General features: G+C 59.2%; 18 protein-coding genes. 10 read left to right on the forward strand and 8 right to left on the reverse strand.

Features of this window, described 5'->3' with window-relative positions:
- Positions 1-254 precede the first annotated feature (254 nt).
- The 7 genes from DTA24_RS16545 to DTA24_RS16575 are packed head-to-tail and all read left to right on the forward strand — an operon-like array spanning position 255 to position 11638.
- Positions 255-2072 carry a glycosyltransferase gene (locus DTA24_RS16545; RefSeq protein ID WP_048964659.1) on the forward strand — a complete coding sequence of 606 codons (1818 nt, stop codon included), beginning with the start codon at positions 255-257 and terminating at the stop codon, positions 2070-2072.
- Positions 2069-3400, forward strand: coding sequence for a DUF3131 domain-containing protein (locus DTA24_RS16550; RefSeq protein WP_023297470.1), 1332 nt, complete (start codon positions 2069-2071; stop codon positions 3398-3400). The genes DTA24_RS16545 and DTA24_RS16550 overlap by 4 nt, the downstream gene beginning before the upstream one ends.
- A complete protein-coding gene (locus tag DTA24_RS16555; RefSeq protein WP_008805206.1) occupies positions 3397-4944 on the forward strand; it encodes a DUF3131 domain-containing protein in 1548 nt (515 codons plus the stop codon). Before DTA24_RS16550 ends, DTA24_RS16555 begins: the two co-directional genes overlap by 4 nt.
- Positions 4929-6323: a DUF3131 domain-containing protein gene (locus DTA24_RS16560; protein WP_049009835.1), complete on the forward strand. Its 1395-nt coding sequence runs from the start codon at positions 4929-4931 to the stop codon at positions 6321-6323. The genes DTA24_RS16555 and DTA24_RS16560 overlap by 16 nt, the downstream gene beginning before the upstream one ends.
- Entirely contained in the window at positions 6320-6754 is a 435-nt protein-coding gene (locus DTA24_RS16565; protein ID WP_117143473.1) for a globin, read from the forward strand. Before DTA24_RS16560 ends, DTA24_RS16565 begins: the two co-directional genes overlap by 4 nt.
- A gap of 2 nt (positions 6755-6756) precedes the next feature.
- Complete coding sequence (locus DTA24_RS16570) at positions 6757-9450, forward strand: response regulator (RefSeq protein ID WP_123836963.1); 2694 nt, start codon at positions 6757-6759, stop codon at positions 9448-9450.
- Positions 9440-11638 (forward strand): glycoside hydrolase family 2 protein, encoded by a 2199-nt coding sequence (locus DTA24_RS16575; protein ID WP_086893082.1) that lies wholly within the window; start codon positions 9440-9442, stop codon positions 11636-11638. Before DTA24_RS16570 ends, DTA24_RS16575 begins: the two co-directional genes overlap by 11 nt.
- Positions 11639-11662: 24 nt before the next feature.
- On the opposite strand, the gene DTA24_RS16580 is transcribed toward DTA24_RS16575, so the two are convergent.
- The 3 genes from DTA24_RS16580 to DTA24_RS16590 form a co-directional block, all read right to left on the reverse strand.
- The gene (locus tag DTA24_RS16580) at positions 11663-12532 is read right to left on the reverse strand and encodes an aldo/keto reductase (protein WP_049139188.1); all 870 of its coding nucleotides are present in this window, start codon (positions 12530-12532) and stop codon (positions 11663-11665) included.
- 78 nt (positions 12533-12610) lie between these two features.
- Complete coding sequence (locus tag DTA24_RS16585; protein WP_123836964.1) at positions 12611-13813, reverse strand: MFS transporter; 1203 nt, start codon at positions 13811-13813, stop codon at positions 12611-12613.
- Positions 13814-13878: 65 nt separating this feature from the next.
- Entirely contained in the window at positions 13879-15015 is a 1137-nt protein-coding gene (locus tag DTA24_RS16590) for an alpha/beta hydrolase (RefSeq protein ID WP_032746716.1), read from the reverse strand.
- A 172-nt stretch (positions 15016-15187) separates the two neighbouring features.
- Between DTA24_RS16590 and DTA24_RS16595 the strand changes: the two genes are divergently transcribed.
- Together DTA24_RS16595 and DTA24_RS16600 are read left to right on the forward strand one after the other, a co-directional pair.
- A complete protein-coding gene (locus DTA24_RS16595) occupies positions 15188-16072 on the forward strand; it encodes a LysR family transcriptional regulator (protein WP_023340007.1) in 885 nt (294 codons plus the stop codon).
- Between the two features lie 331 nt (positions 16073-16403).
- Entirely contained in the window at positions 16404-16790 is a 387-nt protein-coding gene (locus tag DTA24_RS16600; RefSeq protein WP_012968423.1) for a VOC family protein, read from the forward strand.
- A gap of 144 nt (positions 16791-16934) precedes the next feature.
- Here DTA24_RS16600 and DTA24_RS16605 read toward each other — a convergent pair whose 3' ends face one another.
- The 3 genes from DTA24_RS16605 to DTA24_RS16615 are packed head-to-tail and all read right to left on the reverse strand — an operon-like array spanning position 16935 to position 21054.
- Positions 16935-18722, reverse strand: coding sequence for an aryl-sulfate sulfotransferase (locus DTA24_RS16605; protein ID WP_123836965.1), 1788 nt, complete (start codon positions 18720-18722; stop codon positions 16935-16937).
- 23 nt (positions 18723-18745) lie between these two features.
- On the reverse strand, positions 18746-19489 hold the full coding sequence (locus DTA24_RS16610; protein ID WP_008805217.1) for an ABC transporter ATP-binding protein: 744 nt from the start codon (positions 19487-19489) through the stop codon (positions 18746-18748).
- Entirely contained in the window at positions 19486-21054 is a 1569-nt protein-coding gene (locus DTA24_RS16615) for an ABC transporter permease (RefSeq protein WP_123837187.1), read from the reverse strand. The genes DTA24_RS16610 and DTA24_RS16615 overlap by 4 nt, the downstream gene beginning before the upstream one ends.
- Before the next feature lie 223 nt (positions 21055-21277).
- Here DTA24_RS16615 and DTA24_RS16620 point away from each other — a divergent pair, with 223 nt between their 5' ends.
- A complete protein-coding gene (locus DTA24_RS16620) occupies positions 21278-22345 on the forward strand; it encodes an ABC transporter substrate-binding protein (protein ID WP_063106101.1) in 1068 nt (355 codons plus the stop codon).
- On the opposite strand, the gene DTA24_RS16625 is transcribed toward DTA24_RS16620, so the two are convergent.
- Positions 22342-23286 (reverse strand): LysR family transcriptional regulator, encoded by a 945-nt coding sequence (locus DTA24_RS16625; RefSeq protein WP_012542009.1) that lies wholly within the window; start codon positions 23284-23286, stop codon positions 22342-22344. The genes DTA24_RS16620 and DTA24_RS16625 overlap by 4 nt on opposite strands.
- A gap of 172 nt (positions 23287-23458) precedes the next feature.
- Positions 23459-24346 (reverse strand): LysR family transcriptional regulator, encoded by an 888-nt coding sequence (locus DTA24_RS16630; RefSeq protein WP_008805221.1) that lies wholly within the window; start codon positions 24344-24346, stop codon positions 23459-23461.
- Positions 24347-24419 lie beyond the last annotated feature (73 nt).

The raw sequence follows: 24419 nt of genomic DNA on the forward strand, positions 1-24419 counted from the left end.
GCAACATTTATTACAAATTATTTAGATAGTGTAGAATGCGCTATCTTGCAATGCCCTTTTTATAAATTCCCCCTGCATGCATCACACTATGTTAAGCTATCCAGGCACTTCTCAATTCACGCTGTTGAAATTTTTACGCCGCCATCTACACTCATTTTACTGTTATTTACCTGCCATAATGCGTCCTGCTGAATGCACCAGGTCGATAACAGACCTGTCACTCAAACTCAGCGCGGAATCAGGATATCCTTGCTATGGATTTTTATTTTTCCCGTTTTGAACATCGTCGACCGCCTGAGCCGCTCAGCACTCCGAGCTGGGTAAGAATGATCTGGCAGGTATTCGCTGTGGCCGCCCTGGTTCTTGGTGCCAATTATATTTACTGGCGCTGGACCGCGTCCTTAAACACTGACGCACTGTGGTATGCAATCCCTCTGGTGCTGGCGGAAACCCTGGCGTGGATTGGCACAGTTCTGTTCACCATTAATTTATGGCAGGAAAAAGATCCTCCGCCAGGCGTCCCCCCGACGGAGATCAACGACTGTCTGCGAGCGGATGAAGCGGTGGAGTCGAGGCCGATTAAAGTCGATCTGTTTATCGCCACCTATTCCGAAGACGTGGAACTGGTCAGGCTGTCGATCCGTGACGCCATGCAGATGACCTATCCCGGTCCGCTCGACTATAAGGTGCATGTCCTTGACGACGGGCGTCGCCCGGAAATGAAGGCGGTCTGCGAGCAGGAGGGGGCGAACTACATCACCCGTCAGAGTAATATCGGCTATAAAGCCGGTAACCTGCGCAACGGGCTGGAACATACCGATGGCGACTTTCTGATCATCTGTGATGCCGATACCCGCGTTTTCCCAACCCTGCTGAGCCACACGCTCGGCTACTTTCGCGATCCGGACGTCGCCTGGGTGCAGACCCCGCAGTGGTTTTTCGATCTCCCTGAGGGGGAGGATCTGGCATGCTGGCTGCGGCGTAAAGCTGGCGGCGCAGGCTACGGGGTGGGCTGGCTGGCGCAGAAAATCGTCGGTCCGATGACCATCGGTCGCGATCCGTTTTTCAACGATCCGCGCATGTTTTACGACGTGATTTTACGGCGCCGTAACTGGGCTAACGCCGCGTTCTGCTGTGGTGCCGCCTCCGTTCACCGACGGGAAGCGGTGATGCAGGCGGCACTGCGCAGCTACGTCTGGAGCGTTGACGCCGAGATCGACCGTCATACGCGGGATATTCGCGACCCGGTAACGCGGGAAGCGCTGCAGGACGCCATGCGCCCCCACGTGGCCTTTGATACTGAACTGACGCCCTATAAGTTCCACGTCTCAGAAGATATTTATACCTCCATCCTGCTGCACGGCGACGCTGCTCGCCGCTGGCGCTCAGTAATGCACCCGCGGATCGAGTCCAAAATGCTCTCTCCGCAGGATATGCTGACGTGGATGATCCAGCGCTTTAAGTATGCCGCCGGATCGCTGGATATCCTGTTCCATGACAACATCTTCAGCCGACGCCGCTTTAAACTCTCGCTGCCGCAAACGCTGATGTACGCGACCACCTTCTGGTCCTATCTGGCCTGCGTGTGGAACACCGTGTTCCTGATCTCGCCTGTTATCTATCTCTTCACCGGCATTCCCCCAGTGTCGGCGTGGTCTACCCCTTTCTATCTGCACTTTTTACCCTTTTTTATTGCCTCCGAACTGGCCTTTATGTTCGGCACCTGGGGCATTTCTGCCTGGGACGGCCGGGCCTCTTACCTCTCCTTTTTCTCGATGAATCTGCGGGCGCTGGACACCGTTTTGCGCGGGGAGCAGATCAAATTTCACGTTACGCCGAAAGAGCGACAGACGGGCCGTTTTCTCTATCTCGTCAAGCCGCAAATTGCCATCGTTTTGCTCACCCTGACAGGGCTGATATGGGGCGGCATTCAGGTGGCGCGCGGTGAGGTTGACGACCCCTCCGGGTACGTCATCAACATTTTCTGGGGCGCGGTGAATATTGCCGCCATGCTGCCGTTGATTTTCGCCGCCATGTGGACGCCCCCCGAAGAGCAGGAGGCGAGCCGATGAGGATCCGCGACGCCCTGCTCTCCGCCCGCAGCTATCTCACCATCCTCATTGGCTTCCTGCTGGGTTTTGCGATTGTCGTATGGGTGGAAAAACAAATGCCTGCGCGCGTCGAGAGCAGCGGTGGGATGACGTTGAGCCAGGATTTTCCGCCGCTCCCTGCCCCGCGCGAGCTGACCTTTGACGAGGCGATCTGGGCGCGAGTGGCCTGGCAGTATTATGTGAATAATACTCAGCCAAACGGTCTGGCCAATGCGCACGATGACGAACCCTGGCTTAGCCTGTGGAGCGTCGGCAGCTATCTTTTCGCCGTGGTCGCCGCAGAGCAGCTGCATATTGTGACCGCCGCCGAAGGCGATGAGCGCATTGCCGCCGCCCTGTTTACGCTCGGTCAACTGCCCCTCAACGCCCAGGGATTGCCCGCCGCTCAGTACCATGCCGACACGCTGCAGATCCTCGGCAACCCGGACTCCTCCGCCATCGGTATGGGACGCCTGCTCACCGCCCTGCAAACGCTGCTCTGGCGCTATCCTCAGCACGCCGCCGCGGTGCGGGATCTGTTTAATCAGTGGCGGGTCGGCGCGCTCATCAGCAACAGCCTTGCCAGCCAGGCCGCGGCGCCGCTGCACCACTGGGCGCTGGCGGCGGATGAACCGCGGGACAGCTTTGGCTACCGGCTGTATGCCAGCCATACGCTGCGGCTGATCGACAGCGCCGCGGGGCTGGCGGTGACCAACCCGCCGCAGGGGCAGCAGATGATCGACATCGACGGCATCATGGTGCCCGACGAGGGGCTGCGCACGCCGTGGGGGCGGCAACCTTCGCTGATCAGCCTGCCGTACCTGCTCACCGGGCTTGAGCTGGGCTTTGACGCGCAGAGTGCGGAGATCGCTTGGCGCATCATGCAAATCCAGCAGCGCCGTCATAGCCTGAGGGTCAGCAAGCCGCCGATCAGCACCGACTACGCCGAGCCCGCGCCGGATTATGCCAGCGCGCTGGCGGACCGGCAGCCGCAGAGCGCCTTCGCCCCGCGCAGTGCCACCCCGGAGCAAACGGCGATCACCTCTACCCGCACCGCCTTTGCCTGGTACGCCCTGTTCCGCAATAGCTGGAGCGAAGCGCTGCGCCAGCAGGTCCAGACGCTGCAGGTCCCGGGCAAGGGCTGGCAGCGTGGGTTAAATCTCAACCGCAGCGTCAACGACGTTGTTGACGGCGATACCAACGCGATCGTGCTGGAAAGCCTGGCCTACATTTCCCGGGGGCAGATGCTGTGTCTGGCCTGCCTGAGCCCTGCCCCTCTACCCTCGTCCTCAGCAGGAGCAACGCCATGAAGCTGACCTATTTTTCCCGTTTTCCCCTGCTGGCCGGACTCATGGCGCTGTGGCTCTCACTCTCCGGCGCGCAGGCCGCGACCGGTCTGCCGGCTGCGGAATACGCCCCGCGTAGCGGGGAGCTGACGCCGAGGGAGATGACTATCGCCAGAAATGCCTGGCAATATTTCGTCGCCAACTTTCAGCCCACCACCGGGCTGGTCAATGCGGTAAACAAATACCCCTCGACCACCATGTGGGACAGCGCCTCCTATCTGGCCGCCATGACCGCGGCCCGTGAGCTGGGAATTATTGACAAGGCGGAGTTCGACCGTCGGATGCTGAAGTTTCTCGCCACGCTGAATAAGCTCGATTTATTCCGTAACGAATTACCTAACAAAGCCTATAACACCGTGAGCGGACAAAAGGTGAACTACCAGAATAAACCGGGTGAAATCGGCTATTCGGCGCTGGATATCGGCAGAATGCTGGTCTGGCTGAAGGTGATCAAGGAGCGCTATCCGGAATACAGCAACAGCATCGATAACGTGGTGCTGGGGTGGGATTTCAGCCATGTGGTCGACCCCTGCGGCACGCTGTATGGGGCTTATCTGGAAAACGGCCAGCCCAAATACGTTCAGGAAGGACGCCTCGGCTACGAGGAGTACGGCGCGGCGGGCTTTCAACTGTGGGGATTTAATACCTGTCAGGCCAGCCGGCCCCAGCCTTATGAGCTGGCGGAAATTTACTGCGTGATGGTCCCCTATGATTCTCGCGACCCGCGGCAAACCAGCCAGCATAACTATGTGGTCAGTGAATCTTACGTGCTGTATGGCATGGAGTTTGGCTTTGATAATCCTGCTGACCGGAACGATAGCCCGCGCGAGTACTCCCATCCATGGATGAAAAACTTTGCCGACCGGGTCTACCAGGCCCAGGAGAATCGCTACGCCATCACTGGGATCCTCACCGCTCGCTCCGAGCATCAGCTCGATAAATCCCCGTACTTTGTCTATGACACCGTGTTCAGCGACGGTTTTAACTGGAACACCATAACCGACAAAGGCCAGTTCGTACCGAACAGCGCCGCGGTGTCGCTCAAAGCGGCGATGGGGATGTGGGTGCTGTGGAACTCGCCCTATACCGATCGTTTGCTGGACGCCATTGAAAATGCGAACGAAGCGGGAAAAGGCTATTACGAGGGACTGTATGAAAACGGCGACGGGCCAATCAATGAGTTCACCGCCAACAATAACGGCATCATGCTGGAAGCGCTGCTGTTTAAAAAAGAAGGCAAACTGCTGCAGTTTTCCAGCGACAATCCGAAAAACCGCGATTTCGCGCCGTCGCTGTGGGACAAAAAGCTGGTGGATCTCTTTGAGCCCAATAACGGCCCGCGCAACCGCCCCTTCCTGAGCAATACCCCTGCCGTCAAGACATGGTGCGAACAGACCGGAACCACGCAGCGCACCCAACCCGCCTGCCAGGCCTGCCAGTGCGCCGCCTGCAAGGCTGACGAGCCCGTTAAACTTCCGCCGGTGACCGCGCAATGCTTAAAACCCTAGCTCGCTGGCTGACCGTCGCCATCCTCCTGCTGCTTATCGCCCTGGCGCTGTTCAGTCGCGAAGGCGCGGGGTGGCGCTGGCTGACCAAAGGCGGCTGGCACACCACCGCCCGTATCAGCAGCCTGACGCCGCAGGAGCGGACGTGGGCGCAGATCGCCTGGCGGTACGTCGAGAACAATACCCAGCCGCAAACCGGCCTGGTCAACGGCAGCGACAAACAGCCGCGCGCGACGCTGTGGCAGATGGGCGACACCCTTATCGCCCTGCTCGCCGCCAGAGAGCTGGGGTTGGTAAAGGAAGCGGAATTCGACGCCCGCCTGACGCCCCTGCTCGGCACCCTCAATCGCCTGACGCTGACCGACGGCGGTTCGCCGGGCAGGCTATACTCCACTCAGACGGCGACCCCTGTCGACTTCAGCGGCAAACCGGCGGCCAGCGGCTGGTCAGCAAAAGATATGGCCCGACTCATGCTCGCCCTGCGGCTCACCGCCGAACGCGCGCCGCAGTACGGCGAGTACATTGATAAAATTATCCTGCGCTGGAACTTCTGTCCGGTGATCGATAAAGACGGAGAGCTGTGGTCCGCCTCACTGCAGAACGGCCAGCGGACGATCCGCGAGGAGCTTCGGCTGGGAGACAGTGAATACGCCGCCAGCGCGTTTCGCCTGTGGGGATTCCCGGCCGGCAAGGCCTTCTCTCCCCCGGCGCGGAATGTGATTATGTATCAGCGTCGCCTCGCCGTTGACGACCGCGACCCGCGAACCACCTGGCAACCCGTGGTGCTCTCCACTCTGCCCGCCATGCTACCGGGACTGGAGTTCGGCTGGCAGCCGCCCGGCGTACCGGAAGAGGTACAAAAAGCCATGCGCGAACGGGCGGAAGGGATATGGCTCAGCCAGAAAACGCGCTGGACACAGGATAAAGTGCTAACCGCCCGGGCCGATTTTTCGCTTACCCAGGCGCCCTGGCACGTGGAAGACACCGTCTGGGGGAATGGCTACGCCTGGAATACGCTCGGGGACGACGGGAAGTACTACCCCCGGCTGGCGCAGGTGACCACCAAAGCGGTCTTTGTCTTGTGGACGCTGTGGGAAACCGAGTATACCGATGCGCTGATGGCGGTCACTACCCATCTTAACGACTCGCAGCGCGGCTGGTTTGAAGGACGGGTCGAGGCCACCGGCGACGTCAACGCCACCCTCACCCTCTCCACTAACGCTATGGTGCTGGAGGCGCTGTTTTACAAACACAACGCCGGGCCGTTGTTCAAAAACGGCCTCGCGGATGACAACAGCTACTTTGCCCACCGCGCGACGGACGAATTTAACCCGCCCCGCCGCTGCCTGCCGGGCGAACGGGTCATGAGGAACGCACCATGAAGTTTTATCGCGATCTTTTTGAAGCCAGCCTGAATCGCGTCGTACCGGAGCACGATAAAAAGCGCTTTTTTCAGGCCTTCTACAGCACCTTTATCCATATGTCGCCCGAGACGGAGCAGCACTTCTCACGACGCCCGGGCGAGGAAGGCCAGCAGATGATCTTTAAAAGCTTTTTCGCCATGCTGGCGGTCAACGGCGACCTCTTCGTACCCGATTTTCTGGAACGGCTGGCACGCGAGCAGAGCGAGGAAGGCCTGCGTCTACCGCCGCGGTTTTTTGCCCTCTGGCGGGAAGCGATGCTCAAAACCGTCCGCGCCAGCGATCCACTGTGCGATGAAGAGATCCTCACTGCATGGGCAATGGCGATCGCCCCTGGTCTTGAGTATCTGCGCCGCCAGGCGGAGCTCCACTATCAAACTGTTGGCCAGTAATCATGCATGCCGCTAACCGTACCGACCTCAACCTCCTGCCCTCAGCGGTGATGATCTACGATGATCGCGAACGGCTGCAGGCCTGGAATGATAAGGTGGCGCTGTTTTATCCAACGATCGCACCCTGGCTCGCCGTCGGCGCCACTATTGAGAGCCTGGCCGAGAAGTTTATCGATGCCGGATATAACATCGACCCAGGCCGGCAACAGACGCTGCGCGAGGCGATTATCCGCAACTGCCGCCAGACGAACCACTGCGAGGTCCGCCAGTCGGGCAACCGCCGGATTTACATTCAGCATCAGCGGCTGGCGGATGGCGGGATTGTCAGCCTGCATACCGACATCACCGAGCTTGACGAGGCCCGGCGCTCACGTCACCAGCTTCATGACGACTTTTTATTCACCGCGGAGTCGATCCAGATCGGTATCTGGGACTGGCAGGTCTCCCACGACAACCTGCAGGTGAATGACACCCTGCTGGCGATGGTCGGCCAGTCGCGGGCCCAGTGGCGCTATCCGCTGCGTTTTATGCTCAATCTGGTCCACGAGGACGATCGCACTACCCTGCAACAGGCGATGATCGCCTCGCAAAACGAGCATATGCCGGTTTTTGAATGTGAACTTCGTGTCCAGCACCCGACGCAGGGCTGGCGCTGGATGCTGCTCTCAGGGCAGATCGTCACCCTCAACATGCAGCAGCAGGCAGAGCGGGTGATCGGCACCTTGCAGGATATTACCCGGCGCAAAGCCGCAGAGCTGCTGGCCATTGAGGCGGCGAAGGAGGCCCGCGAGGCGAACGAAGCGAAAAGCGCCTTCCTCGCCAATATGAGCCACGAAATCCGCACCCCGATGAACGGCATTCTCGGTATGACGCAGCTCTGCCTCGATACGCCGCTGACCGCGGAGCAGCGGGAGTACCTTTCGCTGGTGATGAGCTCAGCCCAGTCGCTGCTGCACATTATTAACGACATTCTTGATTTCTCACGCATTGAGTCGGGCAAGATGCAGGTGGACGAAGAGCCGCTGGAGATCCGCCCCTTTATCCAGTCGCTGATCCGCCCGCATATGCCTGCCGCCAGCGAAAAGGGCATTGAGCTGCTGGTGGACATCTCACCTGCGGTACCGGAGGTGCTGATCGTCGATGGCCCCCGGCTGCGGCAAATCCTGACTAACCTGTTGGGTAATGCGCTGAAGTTCACACATCAGGGGGAGGTTCTGCTGGCGATTGCGCCGGCCGACGACGAAAGCCGCTGGCGCTTTCGCATACGCGATACCGGCATCGGCATCGCCCCGGAGAAGCAAAAGGCGATCTTCGAGGCCTTCAGCCAGGCCGATAGCTCTACCACCCGCCGCTACGGCGGCACCGGGCTGGGGTTAACCATTTCGGCCCGCCTGGTCAGCCTGATGGGCGGCGAGCTGATGGTGGAGAGCCAGCCCGGGGCGGGCAGCGAATTTGCCTTCACCCTGCCGCTGGAAGGCCTGCACGCCGCGGCCTCCGGTAGCGCTCCGCTGAGCCGCTTCAACAACCAGCGGGTGCTGGTGGTTGACGACAACAGCACCAACCTGCGCCTGCTCGACACCATGCTTCGCCAGATGGGGCTGATGCCAAGCTGCGTGGACAACGCCGGCGAGGCGCTACGCCGGGCCGCCGAAGGGCCGCCCTGGCCGCTGATCCTGCTCGACGCGCAGATGCCGGATATGGACGGCGTATCCCTGGCACTGGAGCTCTCCGCCCTGCCCGAGGCCCGGCAGAGCCAGATCATTATGCTCAGCTCCATGAGCCGCCATTTTGACGCCAATATGCTTAAGCGCATCGGTATCGCCCACTATCTGCATAAACCGGTGGCGCAGCGCGAACTGCATCAGGTTATCGCCGGTATTCTCCTTCCCACGCCTGTGGTGGCGACAGCGCCAGCCCCCGTTGCGGAACCGGTCAGGGACCAGACCGGGCTGCATATCCTGCTGGCTGAGGACAACCTGGTTAATCAAAAGGTCGCCAGACGGCTGCTGGAGCAGTTGGGTCACCGCTGCGAGGTGGTGAGCAACGGCCGGGAGGCGCTGGAGCGCTGGCGCGCCGCCTGCTGGGATTTACTGCTGATCGATCTGCAAATGCCGGAGATGGACGGTGAAACCGCCATCCGCCTGCTGCGCGAAGAGACGCCGGCGCTGGGCAGGCAACATCAGCTCGCGATGGCCATGACCGCCCATGCCATGCAGGGCGATAGAGAGCGCTGTCTGGCGATGGGCTTCGACGGCTATATCGCCAAACCAGTGAGTCTTGAGGCGCTACGGGAAGCCATCGCCCGCGTCGGCGCAGCGGAAGATAGCGGTTTGGAGGAAGAGAAAGGCCTGCCGGACGAGGCCCACCTGCTAAAACAGTGCGCAGACGATCCTGAGCTGGTCGAGGAGCTGCTGGGACTCTTCGCTGAAGGGCTTGATGCTGCGATCATCGCCCTCACCCACGCCATTGATACTAATGACAGGGAGACGTGGCGCCGTATCGCCCACAAACTGCGTGGCGAGGCGGTCACCCTCGGCTTTCAACGCCTTGCCGGGGTGCTCCAGCAAATGGAGAGCCGGGCGACGTCGCCCGGCCAGACCGTGCCAGATGACCTGCGCGACGCGCTGGCCGAGGCAACCACAGGCTGCCACCGGTGGCTACATCGCAGATCGCAGGAGGTCCTCCGTGATCGTTAAACGCCTTCTGCTGCTGATGGTTTGCCTGCCGCTGGCGCATGCCGGTTCTGCGCCGGTGACCTGGTCACTGGCCGGACAATGGCGGGTGCATGACGCCAACGACAGCGCCTTCGACGGCGCGCAGGCTTCGGATGGCGACTGGCGCACGCTGCGAGTACCGGCAAACTGGTACAGCGCTGGATACGATCATCAGGGCGCCCTGTGGTATCGCCATCAGTTTACCCTGCATGGCCTGTCGCCGGATGCCATGGCTACCCTGGTGTTTGACGGCGTCGATTACTTTGCCGAGGTGGCGCTCAACGGCAAGACGCTGGCCCGACACGAGGGCTATTTTCAGCGCTTCCCGGTGGACATCAGCGGGGCCGTACGCCGCCATAATCAGCTCGCCGTGCGGGTCGACAGCCCCTATGAAGACCCGCAAAAGATCTGGCCGCTGCACAAAACGCTGATGAAAGGGATCCTGAATCAGCACGACACCCGCCCGGGCGGCGCCTGGTCGGTTCAGGGGCAGGATGCCAACTCCGGGGGGATCTGGGCGCCAGTGAAGCTCCATCTGAGCCGCGGCGTCACCATCGACGAGGTGATCCTGCGCCCGGACTGGCAACAGGGGCTGGAGCAGCCCATGCTGCGTGCCGAAATCCGCTATCGGGCTGTGACGCCCGGCCCCGTCACGCTACGCCTGACGGCTACCCCGGACAATTTTTCCGGCCCACGTTTTCACCAGGCCTTCGCGGTCACTCTGGAGAAAACCGCAGGCGTCCTGCACGTCTCGCTGCCCATGCCGTCCGCGAAGCTCTGGTGGCCCGTGGGCGCAGGCAAGCCGAACCTCTACCGGGTGCGCGCCACCCTAACGGATAACCGGGGGATGATGGATACCGCCGTCACCCGCACCGGATTACGTAAGGTGGAAGCGCTGGCGGATAATCAGGGCTGGCGCATCAACGACAGACGGCTGTTCATTAAGGGCAGCAACTATATTGGCTCCCCATGGCTAAGCACCATGACGCGGAAAAAGTACCGTCGGGATTTCAGGCTTGTCACGGCGATGAACGCCAACGCCATCCGCGTTCACGGCCACGTGGCGGGGCGCGCGCTGTATGAGGTGGCCGATGAGATGGGACTGATGATCTGGCAGGATGTCCCCCTGCAATGGGGTTACGATGACAGCGCCGCCTTCGCCGAGAACGCTGTGCGCCAGACCCGGGCGATGATGGACCAGTTCGGCAATTCACCGGCGATTATTGTCTGGGGCGGCCACAACGAGCCGCCGTGGAACTCGCCGTGGATGGAAAAACGCTTCCCCGACTGGCGTAAAACCTTAAATCAGACCCTGACGCAGCGGGTGGGCGATGCGCTGGCGGAAGATACCTCCCGCATCGTGCATCGCTTTTCCGCTGTCGAAGAGCACTACTGGGCAGGCTGGTATTTCGGCACCCTGCGCGACCTGCTCGCCCCGGCGAAAACCGGGATTATTACCGAGTTTGGCGCCCAGGCGCTGCCCCGCCTCTCCACCCTGAAGACCATTATCCCGGCCCGTCTGCTGTGGCCGAAAACCACCGCTGCCGACGACCCCGGCTGGGTGCGATGGAAGTACCATAATTTTCAGCCTTTCCAGACCTTTAAATTTGCCGGTATTCCACGAGGCAACAATATTCAGGAGATGATTGAAAACACCCAGGCATATCAGGCCAGACTGGTGGCGCTGGCGGCGGAGAGCTATCGCCGCCAGCGTTATCAGCCGGTGACCGCCCTGTTCCACTTTATGTTTGTCGAGACATGGCCCTCCATCAACTGGGGGGTGGTGGATTATCTGCGCCAGCCGAAGGCCGGTTACTATGCCCTGCAGCGCGCCTATCAGCCGATCCTGCCGTCCATCGAGCCGGTGACCGCCAGCTGGCGTCAGGGAAGCCCGGCGACGGTGCGCCTGTGGGCGGTTAACGATACCTGGGCAGCCTGCGAGGATTGCCGCCTGACCTGGCAGGTCAGGCAAAATGGCCAGATGCTCGCTCAGGGAGAAACCTCGCTGACCCTGCCGCCCGACGCTGGCCAAATGGTCAGGGAGTTGACCGTCACCCCCGCCGGCCCGCAGCCCGTGACGATCGACTACCGCATTGACAACCGTCGCGGCAAACGCGTGGGCGCTAATCAGCATACCGAGCCCGTCGCCGCGGCGCAGGCGGGGAGATGAAGATGGAGCCAATCGGTGCCGCGGTCAGTCGTGGATTTTCACCCCCAGACAGCCACGAACGAATTCAGGATTAAAGTGTTTTACCGCTTCGCCGACATAGCCTAAATCCAGGGCGCCGATTTGCGCCATTTCGCTCGTGGTGAGCGAGAAATCCCAGATGGCAAAGTTCTCTTCAATACGCTCCTGGCGGGTGGATTTAGGGATCACCGTGACACCACGCTGCACGTTCCAGCGCAGGATGACCTGCGCAATGGTTTTTTGATGGGCATCGGCAATCCCCTGCAGCATTTCATCTTCATACGGGTGATGTCTTCCGCCGCCTAACGGCGCCCAGGCTTCAGGCTGAACGTGATAATGCTTCATGGTTTCCAGCGCCGCAGGCTGCGCGAAATAAGGATGCAGTTCAACCTGGTTCACCATCGGCTTAATTCTGACGGTTTCGCAGAAGTTAGCTAACACATGGGGGTAGAAATTGGAGACGCCAATCGCTTTCAGGGTACCGACCTCATAAGCCTCCTCCAGCGCACGCCAGGCGCTGAAATAATCGCCCATCGCCTGATGCAACAGATAGAGATCGAAATATTCCAGCCCGGATTTTTTTAAGGACGCGGCAATCCCGGCTTTCGCCATCCCGGTGTTGGCCATGTCCTGGACCCACAGTTTGGAGGTTATAAAAAGCGCCTCACGGGTACACAGACCTTCGGCGATGGCTTCGCGAACGGCTTCACCCACCGCATCTTCATTATCGTAGACGGCAGCGGTATCGATAAGGCGGTAGCCGGTACGAATGGCGTTCAGCACTGACTGCTTACACTCTGCTTTATCGGTCACCTTAAAAACGCCAAAACCCAGCATCGGCATTTTAAGGTTGTTACTTAATACAGAATATTCCACGATGAAGCTCCCCTCTTGTTAAAACACCATGGTAAGACAGGAGCGCGGTCACGATTAGCCTGTCATTCCTGATTTGACTTATGTATTCAATTCATTAATCGCAGTGCGCTGAGATGATCTGATTTTGATAGAGAGCAGAAAAGTCCCCCCTGCCGCGCCCAGCAATAACAGACCGCTCAGTGCAAACGTGCTGTGCCATCCCAGACTATCAAACACCAGGCCGCCTGCCGTTGACCCGAGGGCAATCGATAGCTGGATCACAGCAACCATTAGACCACCGCCCGCCTCCGCATCTTCGGGCAGCGTCCGCGCAATCCATGTCCACCAGCCGGTGGGCGCCGCCGTCGCCAGCAGGCCCCACAGGATTAACAGTACGGTGACGGCACCGGTATGGTGCCCGGCCAGCAAAAGCGCTCCGACAATCGCAGCCATAATCAAAGGGATAGCCACCAGCGTCAGATAAAACCGGGCGTGCAGAACGGTCGAAATGAGCAGCGTGCCGACAAAACCAGCGACGCCAATCGCCAGTAATATCAGGGGCAGACCAGAAGAACTGACCCGGGTCACCGTCTCCAGAAACGGTCGCACATAGGTAAATAAGGTAAACTGCCCCATAAAGAACAGCCCGCAGGCCAGCAATCCAAGGGATACCGTCGAGCGGCGGAACAGACGCAGCACGGTTCCCTGCCGCTGTGGTGCGCGCTGGCTTTTCATCGACGGCAGGCTAACGCATTGCCAGATGAAGGCTACCATCGCCAGCGGAACAAGACATAAAAAGGCGCCGCGCCAGCCGACGGTGGCCCCCAGGTAGCTGCCCAGCGGCGCTGCCACAACGGTGGCCAGCGCGTTACCGCCGTTAAAGATGGCCAGTGCGCGGGGGACCTGGCGCTGCGGCACCAGCCGAATGGCCGTTGCCGCCGACATCGACCAGAAGCCGCCGATGACGATCCCGATGAGCGCTCTGCCCAGCATATAAACCGGGAAACTGGACGCCAGGGCAATCATCAATCCTGAGGCCGCCATCAACGCCGTGAGCCCCAGCAACAGCCATTTACGGTCCAGCGACCCGGTAAGACGGGAAATCGTCAGGCTGGTCAATACCGCCAGCGCGCCAGAAAGCGCGATCCCCTGGCCTGCTAATCCCTCGGTAATGTGTAAATCACCCGCGATGGGTGTCAACAGACTGACCGGCATAAATTCTGAGGCAATGAGCACAAATACGCAGAGCGTCATCGCCAGGACGCCGCTCCAGTATGCGCGGGTGTTATGTAATCCAGACATTATTTATCTCCGACAAAACGAAGCCGCCTGCAGGCGGCTTTGGGGATGTCTCCGGCACAGGAGAGCTATTGCAGGTTGGTTTTGAAAAATTGAGTGAATGTAGCAAAGGGAATTTTGCCCGCGACGTTGTCATAGAGATCGACGTGGTTTGCGCCAGGGACAATCACCAGCGCTTTCTCTTTACTGCCGATCGCCTTAAAGGCATCTTCGGCAAAATAGCGTGAATGGGCTTGTTCGCCGGTCACAATAAGCGTCGGAATAGTCACTTCGCTGGCGTAACTCAGCAGCGGCATATTCATAAACGACAGCGGCATCGTCGCATTCCAAGCCCCGGTTGAATTAACCGAACGCGCATGGAAACCTCGCGGCATACGGTAATAATCGAAGAACTCTTTCAGGACCGGATTGGGGTTGGCGGGCAAGGTTTCCGGCAAAATACGATCGGCAGCGCTGACGTTGCCTTTCTCATCAACATATATGTCATGCCCACCGGGGGCGGAAGTGCCGTTTGCCGCATCCTTCCAGCGCTGCGCGTTCAAGTACTGCAGTACCGCTCGGCGGTCGGCTGTCGTGTAGCGGTCTTTGCCATCGCCTACCCCATGACCCATCGCGCGGCTCATGTCATACATGACGCTGGTCGCCACCGCTTTGACGCGGGTATCCATCGCCGCGTCGTTTAGGGCCATACCGCCCCAGCCGCAAATGCCGAGCAAACCGATACGGTTGCGATCCACCTCTTTTTGCAGGCCCAGAAAGTCCACCGCGGCACTGAAATCCTCGGTATTGATATCCGGTGAGGCCATGTTGCGTGGGTAGCCACCGCTTTCGCCCGTATAGGATGGGTCAAACGCCAGGGTGACAAACCCCTGTTCGGCCAGCGTCTGGGCATACAGGCCGCTGGACTGCTCTTTTACCGCGCCGAAGGGACCGCTCACGGCAATAGCTGCCAGTTTGCGTTCACCGCGATCCTTCGGCAGGTAGAGATCGCCAACTAAGGTTATCCCGTAGCGGTTCTGGAAGGTCACCTTACGGTGATCCACTTTCGAACTCTCAGCAAACGTTTTATCCCATTTTTCAATCAATGAAACAGGCGCATTCGGGTTAGTTGTCTCAGCAGAGCTCATCGTTGTGACTCCAGTTAATGAGGCGCAAAGCAGCATGGCGGGTATCGCGGCTGTCAGTTTTTTGGTGAAAACCGTCATCAAAATTCCCCTAAATAAACGTGATCAATGCAAGTCTCCAGTAGACAACGCTGCTGTGCTTTGTTGTCGTGCGCTTAGTGTAGCCAGCAGTAATGGTTCTTATTAGGGGGTGAAAAATGCTAAGATTAATACCATATTGTTCTAAATGGCATGTGGATGACGAGGCAGGAGAATGGCGAAACGGGAAAACTATAATGACCTTTATCTGTTTATGCAGGTGGTGCGGGAAGGCAGTTTTACCGCCGCAGCGCAACGACTTGGCCTGGCGCAGTCCGGGGTAAGCCGTGCGGTTCGCGAACTCGAAGAGCGGCTGGGCGTTCAGCTTCTGGTGCGCACCACCCGCCGGTTGTCGCTCACTCAGGCGGGTGAGCAGCTCTATCACAATGTCGAATCCGGTTTCGACGCCTTAGATATGGGACTCGCCACGCTGGCCCACTATCGTCAAACGCCCTCCGGTACGGTACGCATCAATGCCAGCCAGCATGCCATTGATAAAGTCCTGCTGCCGAAGCTGGCAGTATTTAAACACCGCTATCCCGATATCAGACTGGAACTGATCAGCGAAAGCCGGTTTGTCGATATTATTGCGGAGCGATTCGATGCGGGCGTGCGTCTGGGCCCGGAAGTCGGGAGTGGTATGATTGCGGTACGCATTTCGCCCGATATGGAGATGGCTGTTGTCGGTACCCCGGAACATTTTCGCCGCTACGGCTTTCCACAAACGCCCGCCGATTTAGTCGCCCACCCCTGCATCGCTTATCAGTTCGGCGACGGCAGCCTTTACGCCTGGGAACTTAATGTGGATGGCAAAAAAATCGCCCACCCGCCTCAGGGACAGTGGGCTTTCGCCGATAGCTATATGGAGGCCAAAGCGGCGAGGCTCGGTCTGGGGCTGGCCTATGTCCCGGAAGAGCTGATTACCGACGATCTAGCCCAGGGCACACTTATCCGGGTGCTCCAGCGTTATAGCCAGCGTCTGGAAGGTTCATTTCTCTATTACCCGCACCGCAATGTGTCGCCCGCGCTGAGAGCGGTCATTGATACATTGCGAATGTAGCTGAGGTTGCCTGCAGGCAGCAGACCACCGGTAGCGGTTGGTGGAGGGGTCTGAACTCAGAGCTTTCGCTTAATTCCGAACCATGCAAATTGTTAGGCGAGGCGGAAATGATCTGATATCAGTATCAATTTTGCGACTTACCTATGTGATCATAAAGTTATAATACAGCACCGCTTCGTAACGAGTTAAAAAAACGCATATTTCCCTGCTACGCAAACCCTTTTTCTTCGCCTACCCACGCCTGTTGTTGAAATACCTCCAAAACGCTTAAGCATTCCTTTCCACCTCAGGGCTGCTACGCTAACTCTCAGTCAATGGCGAAGGAGGCGTAATGAAAGTCCTCAATATCCTGGTCCGTCGATGCGTGCTGATTACCCGCTTTGAAGAGACCGTTTCGTTTTATGAAAACCTTATCGCGCAGAAGGCAAGGTTGCGTTTCGACTATCCCGAATACGATCTCAAACTGGCGCAGGTGGGTTCAGTGCTTTTAATCGGCGGAACCGAGCAAAGCCTGGCGCCTTTTCGCGCCACCGAGGCCACTTTCCTGGTCAACGACATTACCGCCTGGGAGAAACATCTGCCTTCCACCGGAGCAACGATTATCAATCCGGTGAAGGCCGTGCCCACCGGCTGGAACATGCTGGTTCGGCATCCGGATGGCATGATTGCCGAATACGTTGAGCATCATGACAAAAACCCAGCAGATGAGATCTTCTGATGCTTCGCTTTCAGAGGGTTGGACCTGGTATCAGTCGGCCATACTGCCAGAAAAGTGCGCTTTCTGCTGTAGCCAGAGAGGGAGAGAGGGAGAAACTGGCGCTGCAAGCCGCAGCGCCACAGTTATCCTCTTACCCGGGCAGCATCACAAACTGACACTGTTCAACCAGTTGAGCAGACTTTCCACTGAGTATTGCGTCGGTGCGCGCGATATCGGCTGCCCCGATGTTATCAACAGCAGCGTCGGCAGGCCGCGTACGCCGAGGTCGCTGGCCAGTTCCTGATGCAGGTCGGCATCCAGATAGCGCGTTTCAAACTGAGCAATCCGCTGGCTGAGTTTTTCATGGGCCAGTAGCTGCCAGAGTTTACGGCAGTGCACACAGCGCTCCGCGCCAACGAACAGCAGCACGGGTCGTTCACCCTCCAGTTCACTCGCCGCGCTTATCGGCCGGAATGCGCTTTCCGCAACGCGGAACAGCTTCGGACTGCGGCGCAGAGTATCGTTATCGGTTGCGACGCACAGCGCATCGGCGCTTTTACTGTACGGCTGTACGCCCGCCACGCGCACCACGCTCTGCGCCGGGCCCGCCGCCGCCGCGCCCGGCTGACGCAGAGTGCGGACATCAACTGCCGCAATCGGCGTCTCCTGCGGTTGCGCAAGCTGCGGGATCCACGCGTAAGGAATGCGGTAGGCGCGGTAAACCATATTATTATTCAGCGTCTTGCCCCAGAACGGCGAAATATATTCCCAGACAATGTCGTGATCGCGGGTCACTTCAAAAATACGGCCGTTCGAACCTTCGTTAATCAACGTATTGCCATTTTCCAGGCGCTGCATATTGCTGATATACGGGCTGTAGAAGCGGTATGAATCAGTCGGCTGCGGCAGGTCCGCTTCATAAGGCGAGTAGCGCCACTCAATATCGAGGGTCAGCGGGTTGATCTCAAGGATCCGTGAATAATCGCGCCAGGCGTTTTTCACCCCATCCGCCGATGCCGGGTTAGGCGCACCGTATCCGGCCCAACCGCCGTTGTCGAAAATCAGGATATTGCCCGCGCCCGGCAACCCCTGGGGGATCATATGCGCATGATGCTGGCCGATGATCCAGCCGATGTGCTTCAGCTCCGGTTTGCTGTAGTCCGGGCCGAGCTGCCAGACTATTTTGCCGCTCTGCTTATCGATAATGGCGATAATATTGGATTCGCGGGCGTCCCAGATAATGTTGTCGGGATGAAAGCGCGCATCGCCGGCGTCATACCATTTATTCGGCCCCAGCGCCGACATCGAGTTGATATGCATCCAGTCGCCCATTCCGCCGCCGCTGGCGCGCATATTCGGGTTATTGTACAGCGCGGTGCGCGCCGCATCGTCGAAGCCCAGCTCATGAAAATGGTCGCTGCAGCGCCACTCCCAGACCACATTGCCCTGCCAGTCGACTTCAATAATGGTGTCGTCCAGCAGCAGCTTGTCGGAGATCGCTTCATTCACCAGATTGGTGTGGGCGAGGATCAGGGTATTGCCGCCATCGACCTGCGGCTCCAGCCCCGGCGCGTAGTAGCCGACGGGGTTACCCGCTCGCTGATAGTCGTGATGAGCGCGCGCCATCCAACGCGTTTCATTGCCAGGGTCGCTGACCTGTTCGTAGTGGTCGAATTTCCAGGTCACGTTGCCCTCCCAGTCCACCTGGATCAGATCGAGCATATCCTGCATGCCATAGCGCGGGTCGCGCTCGCCGCTGTGGCCAAGGATGGCGCCGCCGGGCAGAATTTTGTTGGGAAACCCATGCAGTTCAGGCCATTCCCGCACCACGTGACCATTCATATCCACCAGTACCGCGCCGTGTTCGGTGGCCTGGAAAAGGGTGTAGCCGCTCCAGGCGCGCTGCGGATCGTAAAGGGTGGCGCTGGTCGGGTAAACGGAAGGATGTCCCATATGTTGCTCCTTAAATAATAAAATCAGACAGAAGTAATCAGGTTGCGAATGTGGCGGCAGGCGGCGGTAAACGAGTCATCATCACGCTGGCGCGGATGAGGCAGCGCCAGGTTCACGATTTCTCGTATCCGCCCCGGACGCGGGGAGAGCACGACGACGCGATCGGCCAGGGCGACGGCCTCTTCCACATCGTGCGTCACCAGTAACGTGGTGGTTCCCGCGCTTTGGTGGATCTGTAAAAGTTCCTGCTGCAGGGTGTGACGCGTCAGGGCATCCAGCGCGCCGAAAGGCTCATCGAGCATCAGGATCTGCGGGCGGGCCACCAGACCGCGGGCAATAGCCACCCGCTGGGCCATGCCGCCGGAAAGCTGCGCGGGCAGCGCGCTGGCGAACTCGCTGAGCTGCACGCGCGCCAGCATCTCCAGTGCCCGCTGGCGCTTCGTCGCCCGGGTGAGCTTTTCATCCGCCAGACCGAGCATCACGTTGTCGAGCACGTTAAGCCACGGGAACAGGCGCGGCTCCTGAAACACAATGCCGCGCTCTTTGCCCACGCCGGTGACCGGCTCGCCGTTAATACAAATATCCCCCTGGGTGGCAGACTCAAGGCCCACCAGCATCCGTAGCAGCGTCGATTTACCGCAGCCGCTGCTGCCCACCAGCGCGACCAGTTCACCGGCGGCGATATCCAGGTTGAAATTCTGTAGCGCCGTCACCTGTTGCCAGGATTTACGCACGTGGCGAAAAGAGACCAGAGTTGAAGAGGTCATAACTGCTCCTGTTGACGCCAGCGGGTGGCGCGCATTTCCAGTAAACGTCCGGCTTTATCCAGCGCCGCGCCGGTGATACCGACCAGCACCATGCCGCAGAGAATAGTGGGCATATCCAGCAGCTGCTGGGCATTGATCATCAGGCTGCCGATCCCGACGCCGGAGGACATGAAATATTCCGCGCCGATATTGCCAAGCCAGGCGTAAATCAGCGCCAGCCGCAGACCGGCAAAGATCCCAGGCGCGGCACCGGGAAGAATGACCCGGCGCAGGCGTGCGAATTCGCCCAGCCGCAGCACCCTGGCGACTTCATCGAGTTGCGGGTTTCGCTGAAGCACCGCCTGCAGAGTGCTGAAGAACATAGGAAAGAACGACGCCAGCGCGATAAAGACGATTTTGCCGCCGTTATCGTTACCCACCCATGCCGTCAGCAGCGGCAGCCAGGCAAACAGAGCAATATGGCGCAGCACGTTAAGCGTGGGGGTAAAAATTTGTCCGGCGCGTGGGCGCAGCGCCAGCAGCAGTCCGCAGAGCAAACCGCCGGCAATCCCCAGCGCGCCGCCGACAACCGCTCTCCCCAGACTGGCCAGCATCGCGGCGCTCAGCTCTCCGTTCAGGATCCCCTGAACAAAACGTGCCGCCACCGCCAGCGGCGAAGAGAATAATCCGCTATCAATCCAGCCCCACTGGCTGGCCAGCTGCCACAGCGCCAGCAGGACTATCGGCAGCGGTAACGCCCACCAGCTGGCCTGCGGTTTCCACGCCAGGCGTCCGGCGGCTGGCTGCGGCCAGAACACCAGTCGGGAACAGGCCCGATTCGCCGCCCACTCCATCAGCATGCCGCTCAGGCCAACCACCGCGATGGTGACAAAGACGATATCCAGTTGAAACAGCTGGCGGCCCCAGACCATCAGGTAGCCAATACCTTCGGAAGAAGCCAACAGCTCGACAACGATAAGCGATACCCAGGCCTGCGAAAGCGCCAGACGCAGACCGGTAAACCAGCCCGGCAGGCTTGCCGGGATCACCAGCCAGCGCAGCCGCTGCCAGCGGGAGAAGTTCATCACCCTGCCGGCTTCGCTCAGGGTCTGCGGCACGCTGGCTACCGCCTGCTGAGTGTTGATGGTCATCGGCACCACAGTGGTTTTCACGATAACCGCCAGCTTGAGGCCGTTATCAATCCCGAACAGCACCATCAATAGCGGGATCCAACCGAGCGTCGGAATTTGCGCCAGCGCGTAGAACAGCGGTTCCACCCGCTGCGCGGCCGCTGGCACCAGGCCAAACAGCGCCCCGAGCAGCGTGCCGGCGATGGCGCCCAGCAGCAGGCCAAGCGCCAGATGCTGGAGACTAAATCCCCACTGCGCCAGCAGATCGCCGCTCAGCAGCGACAATGCGGTATCGGCAACCACCGACGGGGCGGCCAAAATTTGCGCGGGCATCCATCCCTCGCGGGCGGCGATGTACCACAGCAACAACAGTAGCGCTGGCAGCAGCCACGGCCAGCCGTTAAGCCGGAAACACGGCCTGCCAGGGGCATCGGTTCTTAAGATCATCTGCGACATATCGGTCCACTCATCGGAAAGTGATGCCGCTATGAAAACGTGACTCACGCTGCCCCGCTATTGCGTAAGGCGAATAATCCCGATGCATCGAATGCATTTCAGCCTGGCGAGCACGCGGCGTCTGATTTAGCTTTTTTTCACCCATGCTTGGCGAATAAAAGCATTTAACACACGGCCCGCCGGCTCTTTAGGGTGAGAAAAAAACTCAAGGGAGCAATACGTTATGATGAAAGCATTTTTTAGCCGCAGCTTGATGGCATTGGTCGCGGTCATCGGTCTGGCGGTAAACGCCCAAGCCGAGACGCTACGAACCATTCGCATCGGCGTGCCGGATCAGAGCGCCGGCAGTCAACCTTTTATTGAGGGGCCGGTCGGCATGGCGTTTATCCGCCATCAGCTGGAAGAGGTGTTTAAACCGCAGGGTGTGGAAGTACAGTGGCAGTTTTTCAAGGGGGCAGGCCCGGCGGTGAATGAAGCGTTAGCCAACCGACAGCTTGATTTTGTTTACCTCGGCGATCTGGCGGCGATTATCGGTAAGGCCAATGGTCTGCCGACACGCCTGCTTCTGGGCAGCCGCGGCTCGGAATCCTGGCTCGCGGTAACCAAAGCCTCGGGTATTAAAACGCTGGCCGACCTGAAAGGCAAACGGGTGGCGGTCTATCGCGGTACGGCGGACCAGCTGGCCTTTGACCGGGCGCTGCAAACCGCCGGCCTCAATGAGCGCAGTTTGCAGGTCATCAACCTTGACTGGAACGCGGGTAAAGCGGCGCTGGCGGCCGGTCGCGTCGATGCGGTATGGGGAGGCGTCTCCCTGCTGGCGCTACGCGGCGACAAAATTGATGTGGTGGTTAAAAGCGGCGATTCAGGCCGCCAGAACACCACTCAGGCGGGGTTCCTCGGCACGCAGACGTTTATCGAGACCTGGCCGCAGGCGACTCAGCAGATCGTTAATGTGCTGGTGAAGAATGCCGCTGAAATCAGCGATCCGGCGAATCGAGACGCCTGGTCTGCCGAGATGGCGCAGCAAAGCCAGATCCCCAAGGCGTTATTTCTGGAAGCGCTGCAGCCACAGGATCTGAACTTTACCACCTCACCGCGTATTGACCCGTTCCTGACCGACAGCTTCAGCAGTAGCGTCGAGCAGGCTAAATCGGGTCGTCTGATCCGCAGCGCTTTTGACGTTAAGCAGTGGGTGGACGGCCAGTTTGTCGAGCAGGCGCTGAAAACGCAGCAACTGGAAAACCGCTGGCCACCGTACGATGCCAAAGGTGAGGCGAAAAACGCCGGTTAATCCCCCTCCTCCTGCGCCAGCAGCTGAAGCTGATGCTGACGGTCGGTGTGGAGGATAATCTCAATCAGCCTCTCAACCAGCGGCGGCTGAATCGCGTGAACCGGGGAGATAATGGCAAACCGGGTCTGCATTAGCCGCCACTCATCTGGCAGATCGCTAAGTTCCAGTTTCACCAGCCGATGGCTGTGCTGGCACAACGCGAAGCCGTCCTCGCTGGCGAAGCTTATCGCGTGGGTTTGCGCCAGAGTGGAAAGCAGCGCGTAAATATGGTCGCACTGGATCGCGGGCGTAAAGTCCTGTTGCTGGCTGAGGGTCGCCAGTACCTTGCGTACCCCCGGCGGCAAATAGGGGGCGGCAAAAGGGTAGCGCAACATCTCCTGAATCGAGATCGTCCCCTGTTTTGCCAGCGGATGTTCGGCATGGCAGACAAAGAAACAGCGTTGTGGGCTAAGCGGCTGCACGCGTAACTGCGGGTCAAGCTCGGCCTGCCAGCTATCGGCGACCACAAAAGGATAGTGCTGGGAGGTAAGCGCCTGATGCAGAGCAAGCCAGTTATCAATGTGAAAACGCACCCTCGCCTGCGGCAAAAGACGATGAAACTCACCGATGGCCGCCGGAATCAGCCTCGCGCCGGGAGCCGGGCCGCAGCCAAAAGCGACCTCGCCATTTTGCGCATCGTCCGCCTCACGCAGCTGGCTACTGAGCTCAATATTGAGTTCCTGAAAACGGCGCGCATAAGGCAGCAGCTTTTGCCCATGCAGCGTGAGCGTCGGTAGCTTGCTCTGGCGGTCGAATAAAGGATGACCGACACTCTGCTCCAGCGCCTGAATGCTGCGGCTAAACGCCGATTGCGACAGGCAAACCGCCTCCGCCGCACGATTAAAACTGCCGTACTCCACTAGCGCCACAAAATTGCGTAACTGGCGAAAATCCAGATGCATCGATCCGCTCCCTTCCCTCTACTATTCAACAAAAGTACTGGAAGGCGGCCTGGCGGTAAACCACAGACACCACTCCCGGTGGGTTAACGCGCAGTGACTGGGGGTGAAAGTTCGCGTTGCAGAATAGTGATGAACCTGCATGAGCGGCCAGCCACAGAGCCTCACGCTGATCTCACGTTTCAGCCATTAATTCCGTCATCACTTTCGCAAACACTTCGCCCGGCTGCGACAGGGTGCTATGTCCATCCGTCACCGCCACGACAGACACCGGCAACGCATGACGGAACGGCCGCACCGCCAGACCGCTGGTGTCGACGCCCTGTAGAGAAAAACTGTCAACAATAGTCATACTGTTGTTGCCGTGTCTGACAAGATTAATCGCCATGCTGTAGCGGTTGGTTTCTACCGCCGCCACCTGGCGCTGGCGGAACGCCGGCACCTCTTCGGCAATCATGGCAACCAGCCGCGCGTCGGTCGTGATATACACCAGGTCGCGTGTCGGGATATCCTGCCAATGGATTTCCGTCTGCTGCGCCAGCGGATGCTGCCCGGGCAGCACACACACCATTTCACCCCGGCAGATGGCCAACGGGTTCTCCTCTGGTTCGTAGCCGGGTTTCACCAGAAAACCGAGATCGTAACGCCCTTCTTCAACCGCCGTCTCAATTTCATTGTTGAGACACATATCCGCCACCACACCATAATCCGGAAAGCTCTGCCGAAAACGCGCCACCGCCAGCGGCAATATATTCAGCGCCAGCGCAGGCGTGGCACAGACCCGCAACTGACCAACGCGATACTGGCGGATGTGATCAACAAAACGTTCAAAACGAAGCCGGTCCTGATGCACGCGCAGCGCCTCTTTATACAGCGCTCTGGCTTCCGCGGTTGGCTGCATCTTCCCTTGATAGCGCTCAAACAGGCTGAACCCCATCTGCTGCTCGATAAGCGCCAGGCTTTTACTCACCGAAGGCTGCGACATGGCCAGCTGCGCCGCTGCCGCTGTCACTGAACCTAGCTGAACGATACTGATAAAGACCTCGAGTTGCTTGGGTGTCATTGCCATTTTCCTGATAACGATATGCTGATTATGCATTTAAAAAATATGCACTCAGGGTTATAGAATCCATAAT

The organism is Klebsiella sp. P1CD1, from assembly GCF_003790505.1.
Taxonomy (GTDB): Bacteria; Pseudomonadota; Gammaproteobacteria; order Enterobacterales; family Enterobacteriaceae; genus Klebsiella; species Klebsiella variicola.